This window comes from Desulfolutivibrio sulfodismutans DSM 3696, from assembly GCF_013376455.1.
GTDB lineage: Bacteria > Desulfobacterota > Desulfovibrionia > Desulfovibrionales > Desulfovibrionaceae > Desulfolutivibrio > Desulfolutivibrio sulfodismutans.
In genome coordinates, this window is record NZ_CP045504.1 from 2,668,092 (window position 1) to 2,682,966 (window position 14,875).

Here is a 14,875-nt window from a genome sequence, read left to right on the forward strand (position 1 = left end):
GCATTGCCCTTTGGAGTGGATCCCGGTCAGCGTGAAAGAGAAGGTGAAACGCCCTTGGATATCAGAAAGTCGGCCAGATCACCGGCCCCGAGTGCGACGCTCGTCTGCCGATACGACATGTCGTCTTCCTGGATGTACGTATTGATCCCGACGACGCAGCCTGCGGCATTGACAAGGGGACCGCCGCTGTTGCCATGGGACGTGACGGCGGTGTGCAGGATCTGCGGCGGCGTCGTCTCGTGGACGACGTTGACCACGCCCTCGCTGTAGACCGCCTCGGGAACAGCGGTCATATCCCCTTCCATGAGTTTTATAAACTTCGGGTCTTCGCGGCTGATCACCCCGGGAAATCCCCACGTTCCCACCTTTTCCGTCTTATCGACCCGGGGGCACAAGGGCAGCGACGCGGTGGCGGCCTCCTGGGGTTCGACCCGGACGATGGCGTAATCCCTGCCGTCGGCGGCGGTGGCGGCAATGACCTTGCCGACGACGGGACGGGCGACGCCCTTGCTGATGACGATCACGCTCTCGGACTTCCCGGCCACATGATAGTTGGTGACCAGCGTGTCTGGCGTCACGAAGAAACCGGTTCCCAGGACAAGCTCGGGCTCAAGGACCAGGACCATGACCGTCGCCGCCTCAATGACGGCGTTGCCGCCCTGGGAGCCGTCGGCCTGGACGCGGCGGAACGTGGCGGCCCTGCGGCCCAGTGCTTCCCGGATGGCGCAGGGCGATTCGCCCCGCAACGCCTCAAGCATTTGGATGTCATGCTCCAGGACGTCGGCCGTCTCTTGGGAAGGCTGTGCGGCGGAAGAGGGGACGGCCTCAACGGTGAGCGCAGCCCCGATGAGCGCCAGCCCCAAGGCGGCAACGCTCCACGCCCCAGGCCTGTAGCGGAGCTTCGCCACGGCGCGGGACACAAGGATACGGAGAGTGGTCATGCGGCGCACCTGTCGCTTTTGGTCAAAATGTTGCGCGATCCCGCTTACGGCGTCACCCTGCCCCCCAGCCCATGTCCTACAGAGTCCGGGGGGCGGGATGGATCACCTCGCGTGCGCCCCTGCGTTGCGGCATCGACATCGATGCCGCTTGCGGAATAATATCCGTGAGGTATCGGCTTGCCAACCTATCCAAGCAACTGGGCCAACGTTTTCTGACGTTCGGCCTCGGCTTTTTCGATCTCCGCTTTCTCCTCCACGGCGCCCTTGACGCTCTCGGCGAACTTGGCCTTGCGGGTGCTCATGTCGGTCAGCTTGTCACCCGTGTCGGCGACCTGAATCTTGCCGGATTCGGCAGGAGCGCTGCTCGCGGGAGCGGCCGCCGACTTCGCGGGCTTCGATGAAGTCTTGGATTTCTTGCCGCCGGTCTTAACGGGCGTTTCGGCGCTGGCCACGTCAACGGATGACTTGCCCGGAGAGGATTGTCCGTACAAACCCAGTTTTTTTCGGAACCGTTCCTCCAGCGAGGCCGTCTGATCCGCCGATCCGGACTGCGGGGCTGAGGAAACGGAACGGTATTTGGACCGCGGTGTGGGCAGCTCATCTTTTTCCTCCTCATCCTCCTCCGGCAGCTCGGCCACCATGACAGGACTAGCCGCCTGCCGTGTCAGGACCGGTTCCGGAACCTGTCGCTTGGCCTGCTCGGCCTCGCTCTTGATGGCCTCTTGATACTGCTGATCTTTTTTGGTGGCCCCCTGGATGACGTTCCCCAGGATCATGCCGGCCTCGGTGCTCCCGTTTTTGATTTCCAGATACCGTTCGTCGAGCTCCGCCCGGGTCATTTTCCCTTCCTTGAAGGATTCCACCGCTGCGTAAAACTGCTGATCGTAACAATTTCTGGCCACCTGGGCGGCGGCGGTCACGCGGTCCAGGCCGGAGATATCGCCATCAAGATCGGCCAAGTAGCTGGACATGCGTTCGTTATCGTCCTTGATTTGCATCTGCTTGGCCATGGCGTACCCGGCGACCGTTCCCGCCAGACCGCCGGCCAAAGCCCCAGCCACGGCCCCCTGGGGTTTGCCGCCGGACAATATCACGCCCGCCAGGGCGCCCACGACAACACCGGCGACCATGGAACCAGCCACGGTCGTTGCGAACTGCTTTTCTGCCTTGCGCAGATCGTCTATGGGCCTGTAGCATTCCTGGTAGTACTTTACGGTCGTAATTTGTTTTCCATACCTGCTCCCGCATCCGAATAACACAATTGGTACAAGCAAAACATAGATTACAAACGAAAGTCTACTTTTGTACAGCGTCATGGCAGGAATCCCCTCTCGCATAAAATTTTACCGAAACTTACTCACGCCTTCACCTTCCCCAAGATATCGCTGCATATTAAGGACATCATTACAATAAAACCGATATCATGCGACGAGCCTTTAGAATACTATCAGACTATTGACGGCACACTACCATCAATGCCTTTGCAAGTTCCCGGTGAAAACAATATTATGTCTGAAATTCAAACGAATTACATATATTCTCGAACTGACTTGCTGCTTTTGAAAATTCCTTTTCAAGCGCGGAGCAGGTCACCACCGTGGCGCTCTCCTTGCCCGTCTGAAAAATATAAATCTGGTTCATGAGTACCTTGTCGTTCACCGACAAGGAATACACATATATTTTAACGGATTTCCCGTGTATGGTCACCTGCCTGGTTTGCAACATCGTGAATTTCCCGTTTAATTCCGCGAACTGCCCGGCCAGGGATTCCTCGAAGCCAGCCTCCCATCCCGGGGCCATCCGTGATCTCACGACAGTCACATTTTCCGGATATCCGTTTACATTGGCGACGTTGTACAAGGTAACGATTCCTTCCGCAGCCTCACACTTCCATGACCTCGGATATTCAAACTCATATTTTCCATCATCACTGACGAACCTAACACGTTCCGTTTTGATATATTCATAGGTGAACACCACAAGCAATACCACTGTAACCGCAACCAACGCCGGTAGAACACGTTTTTTTTTCATTGCCCCTGTACTTCCATCATTATTTGACTCGCAATGTGGACGAGCTGACATGACTATTTTGCATAGTACATGCCATCCTGCTTTTCATTGATTTTGCCTGTTGCGTGGCTGCCGCTTGCGGTACGCCGTTGCGCCCCCCCGGACATCACGACCCCGAGGCTTCATGACCTCGGGAACCTGCGTCTTTTCATAACTGTGACGAAATCTCCCCGACTGTGTTCCGGGACAGGCACGATCAATGCGCAAAACCGCATCGCAAGGCAAGACCAACGCAAAAGAGATGCCGCCACGAGCAAATCGCCCCGGATACCATACCTTGTCCGTCAACAATATGCCCGCTCGACCCTGCGAGAACACGGATGTCAACTATTTGCATTTTTGTCTCTTCTAGACCAAGGCCCAGCACATTGACAAGCACTGAAACGAGAATTCCCACGCGACAGGGATGTCCGCCCTTGACCACAAAAATAGATCTCCAAGCGCTGCGCAGCATTCAGGATGCATCCCTTCAATACGCCGGGAAAAATAAACAGGAAAAGTGAACGCGGTCGACGCAAACGCCGCATGTATCATATCGGGGGTCTTCCCGAGGATGGCGCACGATCTTTGCGCCCGTCTGGCAAACGCAACGCCGTGAACAACCAGGTGCTGGACGCCTGCATGCGCCCGGGGCGGGTCACGGCGCCGCGGTGGATACCTCGCGCAGGATCCTGGCCATCTCCGCCTTCTGCCCGAGCCGCTCCAGGCCCGCCAGGTAAACGATGACCGCCGTGCCGTCGCCGCTGGGCGACACCGCCCGCAAATGCTGGCAGAGGGCGCGCAGATCGTCCAAGGCGCGAAGACCGCGGGCGTCGAGGGGCTCGTCGCGGCTGGCGGACCGCACCCGAAATTGGCCGGACACCAATTCCCGCTGGTCGCGCAAAATCGTCGAATCCTCAATGCCAAGCCGCCGCGCGCCAAGACTCGTGACCACGGGAGAGGTTCCGGCGGCCTCGTCCACGGCGCCCTTGCTTGACGCCCGCAGGGTGGCCGGCCCAATCCAGTCTTCCGCCATGTCCATGGGAAGATAGGTCAGTCGGACCCGACTTCCCGGCATCAGGAGGATCAGGTCGCCCTCCACAATCTTACGATATTTCGTTAACTTCACCCTGGCGGACGGTCCACGCCCGAGGGCCACCTCCCCGGAAACATCGGACGCCAGGCAGGCCACCTGGGCGTGCGCCCCTGCCGGAACAAGTGTCGCAACCACCAAGATTAGAAACAACAGCGTTGTCCGCATCACAAGCCTTCCCCCTGCGGCGTGTCCAGGCCGCAAATTTCCACCACATCGACCGTGCCCAGACGTCCCGAGATGTCCAGATCGTCCACCTCGTCCCCGGTACGGATGCCCGATCCCGCAGCCAGAATGGTCGCCCGGCTGGCCACGATGCACCACCCCAGCAGCTTGCACTGCTTTTCCAGGCGTGCGGCAAGGTTGACCGTATCGCCGATGGCGGTGAACTCCATGCGCCGGGACGTCCCGATATTCCCCACGACGGCATGCCCCGTATGCAGACCGATGCCGACATGGAACGGAGCCAGCCCCTTGGCGTCGAACTCGGCGGCCCGGGACTCGCAAAACCGCGCGGCGCAGTCGCGCAGTTCCAGGGCGGCGAGGATGGCCTGCCTGGCATGATTCCCATTAGCAAAGGGCATACCGAAGAGAACCATGATGGCGTCGCCGATAAATTTGTCGATCATCCCGCCATGGCGCTGCACGACCTCGCAGGCCTGCTCCAGATAGTCGTTGAGCAAGGCCAGGGTCTGCTCGGGGGACAGTCGTTCGCTGAGCTTGGTGAATCCCCGGATATCGGAAAAAAGAACCGTGATGGGACGTGCCGCGCCACCCAGGGGAGGTTCCTCGCCGTTTTTGAGGATGAGCGCCAGGGCCTGCTCGGAAACATATCTGCCGAACAGATTCCGGATGCGGGCCCTGGCTCGCTCCGTGCGCGTCAACCGCAGTCCCGACGTGCCGAGAAAAGCCCCGGCCAAGCACACCAACAGCCCGGCGACCGGGAAAAGGATCCCCCAGAAAAAAAACGCCAGGCCGACCCACCACCCAGCCAACCCGAGGAGCAAGCCCCCCATGGCTCCCCGCCACAAGGCGCCGCGCACGGTCAACCCCCAGGCCGCAACGAGAAAAGGCAGCCAGAACAATGCACCAAGCCATGGTGGCGCGACCTGAAGCCGGGCCGGATCGAGGAGGGTTTCCGCAACGTTGGCGTGAATCTCCACATTGCTCATGTCCCGTTTTCCCGAGCGGAACAATCCGAAGGAATATGGCGTGGGCAGGCGATCACCGGAGCCTTCGAACTCAACCCCCACGAAGACCGCCCGGCCCCGGACAAGCGCCGCCGCCTGGGGGGACAGGCCCCCCGGCCGGAGCAGGGAGGCGAAAGACAGCCGCGGGATGGTTCCGGGCGGGCCGCAAAAGGCAATCGGGGCGCGGTGCGGAGGCATCCCGGCCGCCACTCCGGACGCCGCATCGCCAAAGGCCCGCCGCACCGCCTGCATTGACAGACTCCACCAGATACCCGGCGAGGCAGGGTCGCCCTCGCTTCGGACCATGACATAGCCGGAGACCATGGACCGCACGACATTGTCCGCATCGCGCAACAGGGTGGTCACCCCCACGCCGTCTTCCACCGAGGGCAGGGCCGCCACATACTCCCCGGCTGGCAGTCGCAGTCGCACCCCTTCCGCATTCCGAGTGAGATCCGCTGGCAGGATGACCTTGCCCCCGGACAACGCGAGGTCGAAGGGCTGATCGTAATCGAGCAGGGAAAGGGGCAGATCGCCTTCGTCGGCCTTAAAGCTCCCCGCCCATTGGGTCGGAGTGACGCCGATGTGGACATCCAGGGCGACGACCAGAGCTCCGGCGTCCACAAGCGCCGAGATGGCCTTGGCGTACAGCGGCCCCCAAAAGACCAGGGGCGTATCGGGGAAGGCCTCAAGGGACGCGTCGTCAAGGGATACGATCACGGTATGGGATGGCTCGTATCGATCACCCGCAAGCACATGGTAGGCGTCATGGCACCAGGCATCGAGGGCCGCCAGCCAGCCGAGATGCGTCGCCGCCAGGGCCACTGCGAGCGTGACGGCGAGGATCGTTGCGATGGCCAAAGACTGCGTGTCGCGAAGCAATTCCAGGAGCCTGGGATTGAACCCCTCAGACGCAGGGGGGGCGGTCGGGCGGATTGGCATGGGGACTAGCCCTCGCCATGCAGGACGAACGGCGCCCAGAAAAACGGGTTAGGATAGCGGTCCTTGATTTCGGACCTGGTCTTGCGCAACGCCTGGGATCTGGAATCGCCGGCCTTTATGTGGCCATAAAACACCCTCATGAACTCCACCGTGGCGTCGGAGGCCACCTCCCACAGGCTCACCAGAACACTTTTCGCCCCGGCATGCTGGAAGGCGCGGGCGAAGTGCATGACGCCTTCCCCCTCCATGACCTTCCCCCGCCCGGTCACGCAAGCCGACAAGACGACCATGTCCGCCCGCAACGTGAGGCCGAGCACCTTGCTCATGGTCAGAAAGCCGTCGTCCGTTCCTTGTTTGTCGACCTGCCCGAGCAGGATGAACGGCTCGTTCACCCCCTGCACCTTTCCCGGCAGATCGGAATGGGTTGCGAAATGCAAAAACCTGTAGCTGCCAAGATCCGTCATCATGAGCCGGGACTCGGAGGCCTCCAGGTTCAGCAGCACGTCCGGCGGCCGCGGGGTAACACCCAGAATGGCTGAGATGGACTTCACCTCGTCCTCCGTCTCCGGCAGGGGGTCGTAGCGGATCTCATCGCCGCCGCCCTCGGCCTGCCGGGTCACGCTGCCCCATTGCCGGTTGGAAGCCAGAGCTCGATATCCACTCCTTTTTCCGGCTGCGGCGGAACCGTTGGCCGCCACTCCGGGGTTGGCAGCCTGATATCGCGCGTCCGCTTCGCTGAAAACAGGGTTTCCGATGGCGAAAAGCGGCCTCGGGGCGGGTTTTCCCTGCATGGTGCGCTCGAAGGTGAGCACGCTTGCGGACTGAAAGTATCGGAAAGAGCGCGTATCCCCCGCATACCGGACCGCCTCGCCCGCGACGGACTCGACAAGCACCTCGAAGGGAACCACCCCCAGGATGCCGTCGGGGACGATCACCATCTCCCGGCTCATTCCGGCATACGCGACAGCGTCCCGCAACAGCAGATCGTACAGCTCCTTCCCGGCCGCCGGGGAAAAACCGTCGCCCTGTCGCTGCACCAGGGGCTCCATGAACGCCGCGACCTTTTGCTCCAGCCCGGCTCTGCCCACGGGGATATGCAGCACCTTCTCGACTCCGCCGCCGCCCACAAGAAACAGGGTCGTCCCTGTCTCGCCGAGGGAATATTCAAGCAGCAGCTCGTCCTGGTCCAGGGGGAGATCCCGGGTCCGAACCGGGGCCGGATAGTTCAGGATGGCATAGCGGGGGCTTTTTGCGCGGAGCTCTTCCACAAGCTGGTCCAGTTCCCGGGTCAGTTGGACCCGCCGGGCGTCCATTTCCTCGGACGCGCCCTGGTCCTGGCGGTACCGCACCTCCAGGTTGCTGTTCATCTGGCGTAACTGGCTGGTCAGACGTCGCTCCCGCTCGCGCAGATCCTGCGGAATCTCGGGGAAAACGACCTCTTTTGCCGTCCGGGCCATGGATTCGAGCAGCACCCTGGCCTTGATGGCCTCGGAAAGGTTGAAGGCGGCATCCCAGGGAGTCGTACCGTATTTCCGGCATGCCTCCGGGACGGCGGCGTCCCCCGGGGGCGTTTCGACCAGGACGCGGATTAGCTCGCGATAGGCCTGGATATGGGGGATCTCCTCCCCCGCCTCGAAAAACCCCTTGCGATCCGCCACGACCCGGGTCCGCAGCTCCTCAATGTCCTCCACAGCCCGCGCCAGATGTTCGATGCCCTCGGCGCGTCGTCCCAGCCCCACAAGCGCCACGCCTTTCTGGGTAGAATGCCAGATGCGAAACCGCAAAGGGGCATTGTACTGCACCGGCATTTCATCCAGAATGGCCAGGGCCTTTTCATGTTTTCCGGTAGCCGCATACAGATTCACCAGGCTGAATTTGTTGTCTCCTTGTTCAATATAAAGTGCAGCCTTCTGGTAGTCTTTCATCTTGAGATATATATTGCCGAGCAGCCATAGCTTTGACCGGGTTTTTGGAGAGTCTTTCCCGTAGAGAAGCTCCCTGTTCTGCTGTGCATGCATGGCAAATCGAATCGCCATTTCATAATCCCCAACGATACTGTACAATATTGACATTTCATTGAATACCCCTGTTACATAAATGCTCCATGCGCCATAGCGCGAGGTCAAAATGCGCAAATTTCGTTCGTAGTATTCAAAAGATTTGGAAAATTCTCCCATTTCCTTATAAATATCCGCCAGTCGCGAAAGCGCAAACATCAGGTCGCGATGGTCGCCGCCACGCGCCTTTTCTTTTATTGCAAGTTCCCGTTCATTCAGGGCTATGGCTTTGTCGTATATTTGGAGATATGCATATACATTCGCCATGTTTCCAAGGATATTCGCCACATTCACCGTCTCATGGCCATGTATAATCTCAGCGGTACGCAACGCACGTTCGTATATATTCAATGATGTGTCGTAGTCTCCGGTGTACCCATAACATTGCGCCATATTGTTAAGGCACGTAATTGTTCTACTGCTTTCTCTTCCATGCATTCTTTCTGTTACAGAGAGAGCTTTTTCATATTCCTCTCTGGCCTGGGAAAATTTTCCACTCTCCTCTAGAACATGCGCCAAGAGATCATGGCTGTATGAAACGTCGTCATGTAACTCTCCAAGATGCTTTTTCCTGATCAACAGGGCTTTTTCTGCATAGTACAATGCCTTGTCGTACAAAAAAATATCGGCATAATAATCTGCCATGAAGGAAAGAACTCTCGCCGTATCAATATGCTCCCTCCCGAGAACTGCTTCGTTGATGCTTAGAGACTGTTCGAAAAGTGGGAGAGCTTTTTCAAACTCCGTGTTGTCCGTATAGAACTTTGCCAGGTTGCACAATGCCGTTGCCGTAAACCGATGTTCAAGTCCGAATCTTGTCCTATACATCTCCAGTGCGATCTTTTCAATCCGTATGGCTTCGGCATGATTTCCCGTGTCATTGAGCTTCAAGGCCCTGGCGTTGAGGGCATCCGCCTCGGGGATGCTTTTCTCCGCCATGCCCGGTCCGCACAAGACAAACAGGCTCATCATCGTCAGACACAGCGCACGTGTCACATGGCCATGGGCTATGCGCATTGCATCACCTCACAATCCGGCGGGCATCCATACCACAGGTTCTTTTCGAGATTCGTCACGTTCGCCATGACGCAGTTCCGGTCAATAATAACCGGAAAACCGTTTCATGGGAAGATTCGAATTGGCGAAGCGGCCCCTTCCGCCACGTTCAGGTAGACGGGGCCGCCATGGCCGTGAACCCGGCCGTCTGCATGAGCGCCACGCCCTGCCACCCATAGGGGTCGATGTTGAGTCCCAGCAGTTGGCGGGTGATGAGCCCGCGACGCCCGAAGAGCATGATGTACACCAGGGACGACACGAAGGGCGGGGCGATGATGGAAAGCATGAGCACGCCGAAGATCAGGCGTTTGCCCGGCAGCCGGGTGTGGGCCAAGTACAGGGCCACGCCGGTGGCCAGGCCCATGGACAGCACCGAGGTCAGCGCGGACACGGACACGCTGTTCCAGAGCAGCCCGGCCCGCTCAGCGCCCGCCGTGTTGTGGTGTCGACCCCCTGTGCGCCGGGGCCTGCGCATCGGCACGGTCACCGACGCCCACCCCGGCAAGGTGGTGCTGACCACCCGCCTGGGCGGCGCCCGCCTCCTGACCATGCTGGAGGGCGAACAACTGCCGCGCATCTGCTGACCCGGCAGGCCCCATCCGGCGCATACGCGGGCCTTGTGCACCGTCGCGGCGGCCCGCTCCCCGAAGACCATCCCGGGGTGATCGTCAACGCTCTGGCCGATGTCTTTGCCGAGCCGCCATATCAGGTACGGGCAAGCCCCAGACCGCCCGGGCGGCAGCCCCCGGCCTCCCGTGGCCGTCACCCGTCGCTGAGGCTCAGGTCTCGACGCCAGTCCGCATACACCGCCTCGCCCACAGCGTACCGCTCGTCCAAATTGCTGAGCATGTCCGCCTCCAGGGGACGCGGAAGGCCGACCTCCACGAAATAGGTGGTGAGGGGACCGCTGAACTGGCGATGAACCACGGTTCCGCGATAGCGGCCGACCTGGCGGGAGAGGAGCATGTCCTCGGGCCGCACCAGCAGCAGCCGACCCTCCTCCCCGCACAGGAGGTTGGCCCGGCCGAGGAACCGGGCCACGAAAGGCGTGGCCGGACGGGCGTATACCTCCTCGGGCGCGCCGATCTGTTCGATGTGGCCGACGTTCATGACCACCATACGGTCGGCCAACCCCAGGGCCTCCTCCTGGTCGTGGGTGACGTAGAGCATGGTGATGCCCAGCCGCGTCTGCAGATCCCGTATCTCCTTGCGCAAGGTGAAGCGCAGCCGTGCGTCCAGGTTGCTCAGGGGTTCGTCCAGAAGAAGCACCTTGGGCTTCAGGACAAGCGCCCGGGCCAAGGCCACGCGTTGCTGCTCGCCGCCGCTTAAGTCGGTCACCCGGCGTTCGCCCAGACCGGACAGCCCCATCATGTCCAGCATGGCCTCTCCGGCCCGGAGGGCCTTCCTGCCCGTGACGTTGCGGAACTTGAGGCCGTAGACCACATTTTTGAGCACATTCATGTGCGGGAACAGGGCGTAGTTCTGAAACACGGTACAGGTGGGCCGCACGTTGGGGGGCAGTCCGGTCACGTCCTCGCCGTCCAGCAGGATACGGCCCCGGGTGGGGGCGACAAAGCCGCCCACCATGCCGATGGTGGTGGTCTTGCCGCAGCCGCTTGGGCCGAGAATGCACACGAATTCGCCCTTGCCGACAGACAGATCCAGCCGGTCCACGGCGGCGGCCCGGCCGTACCGCTTGCACAGCGCCCGGAGTTCCAGGAACATGGTCACGTCTTCCTCCTGCGTAGGTACAGCCAGGAAAAAAGCAGGTTCACGGCCAGCACCGAGACGATGATCACGTTGGCCAGGACGGCGGCCTCGCCGATGCGGCCGCGCTTGATTTCGGCGAACATGTCCACGGTCAGCACCTTGGTGTCCGGCGAGACGAGGAAGATGATGGCCCCGATGGTGATCATGGTGGAGGTGAAGGTGTTGATGAAGGCGATGAGCAGCGCGGGCTTCATGAGCGGGGCCACGATGTCCACGAGGACATGGCGCTCCCGGGCCCCCAGGTCGCGCGCCCCGGCCTCCGTCTCGGGCCGACACTGGGCAAGGGTGGCCATGCCCGCCTTGATGCTGATGGGCAACTGCCGGTAGACGCAGTTGGCCACCACGATGAAGGCCGTTCCGGTCAACGCCAGGGGGGGGTTATGGAAGGCCAGGATATAGGCGATGCCGAAAAACGGCCCGGGGATGATGTAGGGCAAATCGGCGATGAAATCCAAGGCCTTGCCGCCGGGTGGACGCTTGCGCACCAGCACGTAGGCGATGACCCCGCCCAGGATGGCCCCGACCGCCCCGGCGGTGAAGGAATAATGCAGGCTGCGGAAGAAGCTGCCCATCCGGTCGGCGGTCAAGGCCTGGAGATGGCCCAGGGTGGGGGTGAAATCCACCCCCCAGGTTCGCGTGAAGGCCCCGCACAGGATGGTGGCGTACTTCACAAGCTCGAAACCGATAAATCCCCAGGTGGTGAGGGCCAGAAGCCACTGGGTTCCTGGCGAAAGCCCGATGCGGTCTTGGGCGCGCTCCAGCACGGGGGCCGCGCCCAGGACGTTGGTTCGCCCGAGGGTGCGCCGGTAGAGCAGAAACGCCGCCAGGGCCGGAAGCAGCAGGATGATGCTCATGGCGGCGGCCCTGGGCATGTTGAAAAGCCCCACCACGTTCAGATAGGCCTGGGTGGCCAGGGCCGTGAACCGCCCGCCGATGATGATCGGTGTGCCGAAATCGGACAGGGCGCGGATGAACACCACCACGGCGGCCACCAGCAGCCCGGGGGCCGCCAGGGGCAGGGTGACGCCCAAAAGCACGCGGGGGCTCGAGGCCCCCAGGTCGTGCGCCGCATGCTCCAGTCTGCGGTCCACCCGGTGCAGCACCCCCAGGATGAGCAGGGCCGCCATGGCCGTGAACCCGGCCGTCTGCATGAGCGCCACGCCCTGCCACCCATAGGGGTCGATGTTGAGCCCCAGCAGTTGGTGGGTGATGAGCCCGCGACGCCCGAAGAGCATGATGTACACCAGGGACGACACGAAGGGCGGGGCGATGATGGAAAGCATGAGCACGCCGAAGATCAGGCGTTTGCCCGGCAGCCGGGTGTGGGTCAGGTACAGGGCCACGCCGGTGGCCAGGCCCATGGACAGCACCGTGGTCAGCGCGGACACGGACACGCTGTTCCAGAGCAGCCCGGCCTCGTTGGTGAAAAGATGGATGTACTCGGCAAGGCTCAGTCGGCCTTCGATGACCACGCTTTGCAGAAAAATCGCCGCAATGGGCCACAAGACAAACACCACCACGCTCGCCATAAGCAGGCCGAAGAACAGCCCTTCGGGCGAGAGAAAAAACGGGGCGGCACGCCTGACCGCCCCGCCGGGTGTGTTTTCCGCGTCTATTTGGCGAACCGTTCCTGCCACGTCTTGAGCACCTCGGCCCGCTCAGCGCCCGCCGTGAGGAAGTCCATGGGGATGAAGGTTGTGGTGTCGACCCCGGCCAGGGCCTCGGGCGGGGCCACGTCGGCCCGGGTGGGAAAGCGCGGATCCTTGGTCTTGAGCACTTCCTGCCCTTCCTTGGAAAGCGCCCAGTCCACCAGGGCCTTGGCCGCCTCCATGTGCTCGGCGTCCTTGAAGATGGCCACCGGGGCGGGCCACCAAGGAATGCCATCCTTGGGAAAGACGTACTGGATGGGGTAGCCCTGGGCCTGCAATTCAGGCCACAGTCCCGGCGCCAGGCCCACCAGCGACTCGCCCATGGCCGCGCGCTGGGGCGGTTCGGAGCCGCGCTTGGCGTAAAAGGGGATGTTCTCGGCCAGTTTTGCGAAAAATTCCCAGCCCTTTTCCTTTCCCCTGGCCGCCAGCAGGCTGTAGAGCGTGAAATAGGCCGTGCCGGATATGGACGGATCGGACATGGAGATCTCCCCCTTGAACGCTGGCGCGGTCAGCGCCTCCCAGGTCTCGGGGATGGGGATGCCCCGCTCCTTCAGTATCTGCGTGTTGACCACAAAATCCACCGTGACCAGGGAAATGCCCGTCCAGTATCCTTCGGCGTCCTTGTATTTCGCATCGATGTTCGCGGCCTGGGGCGAGACGTAGGGTTCGAGCAAGCCGTCTTTTTTGGCGGCGATGAAGGCGTCCACGCCGCCGCCGAACCAGACGTCGGCCAGGGGGCGGCCCTTCTCGGCCCGCATGCGGGCCAGCACCTCGCCCGAGGACATATCCAGCTGGTTCACCTTGATGCCCGTGGCCTTGCTGAAGGCGTCGAAAATGTCCTGTTTGGCGTTGTAGGCGGCGATGACGTTGAGTTCCGTGCCCGCCGCCAAAAGCGCCTGAGAGGAAAACAAGGCCATGACCCCGGCCAGCAGCACCACAAGTCTCCCGAAGCCGTTGCGTTTCATGCGATTTCCTTTTCGTTGGGGTGCAGTTTGCCAGCGGCCTGTACAGATGCGCCGCCTGCGATCCTGATCTCGTCCTGATACCGACGCAAGAGCTGCAACGTGTCGGCCATCTCCCCGGCGTCCATCAGCTCGACCAGCCACCAGTCGCACGATGTTTCCCACACCATGGCGTCGAGAAGCGGCCGGATGGCCGTCAGATCGCGCGGCGCCATGTGCCGTGCCGGTCCTCCCGGATGCACGGCCGCCTCGATTTCGTAGACATGGGCGCCAAGCAACCGGCCGTTGCAGCGGGGTATGAAATCCAGGGCGCAACCGGGCACGGCGGAGGCCGCCTCGCGGGCGTAGGCGTGGCCCACGTCCAGGGTGGCGAACGCGCCGCTTTGGGCAAGCAGCGCCTGAAACTGGCGGGGATCGCCGGTCCTGCCCAGACGCAGGTTCTCCAGACACACCCGCACCCCCAGGCCCTCGCCCGTCTCCGTCAGTTCCCGCAGCCCGTCCACGGCGGCCGCATAGTCCACACGCCCCCGCAGCGCCCTGTCCAGGCCGATGTGCAGGGTGACGCGGTCGCCGCCCAGCTCGGCCACGACGCGCAGGCAAAAGAGGTAGAACTCCACGGCCTCGCGAGCCCGGACCGGGTCCGGATGCCCCAGGTCGAAGCCGGGAAAGGCCAGGTGGTACCGCAGCAGCAGCCCTGCGCCGCGCAAAATCTCGATGTCGGGAATTTCTAGCGCCACCTCATGCCGGGAAAGCGCCCCCCGCTGAAAGGTGTATTCCGCAGCGAAGCAGTCGTAAGTCCGACAGAACTCCAGGAGACTCTGCACGGACCCGAACGCCTGATTGGTTATGGCCAACTGGGGAAGATGCATTGGCTAAAATATATGTTTTGCGAAGCATGTATTGAACATAACAATAGCAATGTGTTGGATGTTACACACAAAGTCAAATATGATTTATCGATATGATAGCAAGAAATGCATTGAGATTTTCAATGTGATGGGCGCAAACGGCATTCGAAATCCATCAAAAACCCTGCGCAACCGAGAGGTGGCAGGTTCGCGGCCCGGGTCGCCGTGCCTGGGGCGCGCTGCATGAGGCATCGTCCCCCGTGCGGGCATCCTGCCGCCCCGGGGAGGGGGCGTCCCTCCCCGGGGCGCGTGCCG

At 61.6% G+C, this 14,875-nt stretch carries 11 protein-coding genes and 1 pseudogene; 1 reads left to right on the forward strand and 11 read right to left on the reverse strand.

Going from position 1 to position 14,875, the window contains the following annotated elements; all coding sequences use genetic code 11:
* Window positions 1–26 precede the first annotated feature (26 nt).
* The 7 genes from GD606_RS12245 to GD606_RS12275 form a co-directional block, all read right to left on the reverse strand.
* Entirely contained in the window at window positions 27–941 is a 915-nt protein-coding gene (locus GD606_RS12245) for a S1 family peptidase (protein ID WP_163300275.1), read from the reverse strand.
* 185 nt (window positions 942–1,126) lie between these two features.
* On the reverse strand, window positions 1,127–2,257 hold the full coding sequence (locus GD606_RS12250) for a DUF6861 domain-containing protein (protein ID WP_163300276.1): 1,131 nt from the start codon (window positions 2,255–2,257) through the stop codon (window positions 1,127–1,129).
* 190 nt (window positions 2,258–2,447) lie between these two features.
* On the reverse strand, window positions 2,448–2,975 hold the full coding sequence (locus GD606_RS12255) for a PsbP-related protein (RefSeq protein WP_163300277.1): 528 nt from the start codon (window positions 2,973–2,975) through the stop codon (window positions 2,448–2,450).
* 676 nt (window positions 2,976–3,651) lie between these two features.
* On the reverse strand, window positions 3,652–4,239 hold the full coding sequence (locus GD606_RS12260; protein WP_176629295.1) for a hypothetical protein: 588 nt from the start codon (window positions 4,237–4,239) through the stop codon (window positions 3,652–3,654).
* Window positions 4,240–4,253: 14 nt separating this feature from the next.
* Window positions 4,254–6,218 (reverse strand): adenylate/guanylate cyclase domain-containing protein, encoded by a 1,965-nt coding sequence (locus GD606_RS12265; RefSeq protein ID WP_163300279.1) that lies wholly within the window; start codon window positions 6,216–6,218, stop codon window positions 4,254–4,256.
* A gap of 5 nt (window positions 6,219–6,223) precedes the next feature.
* Complete coding sequence (locus tag GD606_RS12270; RefSeq protein WP_163300280.1) at window positions 6,224–9,292, reverse strand: CHAT domain-containing protein; 3,069 nt, start codon at window positions 9,290–9,292, stop codon at window positions 6,224–6,226.
* A 148-nt stretch (window positions 9,293–9,440) separates the two neighbouring features.
* Window positions 9,441–9,722, reverse strand: a complete 282-nt coding sequence (locus GD606_RS12275; RefSeq protein ID WP_163300281.1) for a hypothetical protein — start codon at window positions 9,720–9,722, stop codon at window positions 9,441–9,443.
* A 79-nt stretch (window positions 9,723–9,801) separates the two neighbouring features.
* On the opposite strand from GD606_RS12275, the pseudogene GD606_RS12280 reads away from it, so the two are divergent.
* Window positions 9,802–9,915: pseudogene (locus tag GD606_RS12280) on the forward strand (hydrogenase expression/formation protein HypE); the annotation flags it as partial.
* A 178-nt stretch (window positions 9,916–10,093) separates the two neighbouring features.
* Here the strand turns inward: GD606_RS12280 and GD606_RS12285 are convergent.
* The 4 genes from GD606_RS12285 to GD606_RS12300 are packed head-to-tail and all read right to left on the reverse strand — an operon-like array spanning window position 10,094 to window position 14,536.
* Entirely contained in the window at window positions 10,094–11,056 is a 963-nt protein-coding gene (locus tag GD606_RS12285; protein ID WP_163300334.1) for an ABC transporter ATP-binding protein, read from the reverse strand.
* Window positions 11,057–11,058: 2 nt separating this feature from the next.
* Complete coding sequence (locus GD606_RS12290; protein WP_163300282.1) at window positions 11,059–12,738, reverse strand: ABC transporter permease; 1,680 nt, start codon at window positions 12,736–12,738, stop codon at window positions 11,059–11,061.
* Window positions 12,714–13,715 (reverse strand): ABC transporter substrate-binding protein, encoded by a 1,002-nt coding sequence (locus GD606_RS12295; protein ID WP_163300283.1) that lies wholly within the window; start codon window positions 13,713–13,715, stop codon window positions 12,714–12,716. The genes GD606_RS12290 and GD606_RS12295 overlap by 25 nt, the downstream gene beginning before the upstream one ends.
* The gene (locus GD606_RS12300) at window positions 13,712–14,536 is read right to left on the reverse strand and encodes a sugar phosphate isomerase/epimerase family protein (RefSeq protein ID WP_163300284.1); all 825 of its coding nucleotides are present in this window, start codon (window positions 14,534–14,536) and stop codon (window positions 13,712–13,714) included. The genes GD606_RS12295 and GD606_RS12300 overlap by 4 nt, the downstream gene beginning before the upstream one ends.
* Window positions 14,537–14,875 lie beyond the last annotated feature (339 nt).

Excerpts from the sequence above, each read along its gene's own strand:
- GD606_RS12295 (WP_163300283.1), bottom strand. The coding sequence starts at position 13,715 with ATGAAACGCAACGGCTTCGGGAGACTTGTGGTGCTGCTGGCCGGGGTC.
- GD606_RS12270 (WP_163300280.1), bottom strand. The coding sequence starts at position 9,292 with ATGCGCATAGCCCATGGCCATGTGACACGTGCGCTGTGTCTGACGATG.
- GD606_RS12265 (WP_163300279.1), bottom strand. The coding sequence starts at position 6,218 with ATGCCAATCCGCCCGACCGCCCCCCCTGCGTCTGAGGGGTTCAATCCC.
- GD606_RS12255 (WP_163300277.1), bottom strand. The coding sequence starts at position 2,975 with ATGAAAAAAAAACGTGTTCTACCGGCGTTGGTTGCGGTTACAGTGGTA.
- GD606_RS12285 (WP_163300334.1), bottom strand. The coding sequence starts at position 11,056 with ATGTTCCTGGAACTCCGGGCGCTGTGCAAGCGGTACGGCCGGGCCGCC.
- GD606_RS12245 (WP_163300275.1), bottom strand. The coding sequence starts at position 941 with ATGACCACTCTCCGTATCCTTGTGTCCCGCGCCGTGGCGAAGCTCCGC.
- GD606_RS12250 (WP_163300276.1), bottom strand. The coding sequence starts at position 2,257 with ATGACGCTGTACAAAAGTAGACTTTCGTTTGTAATCTATGTTTTGCTT.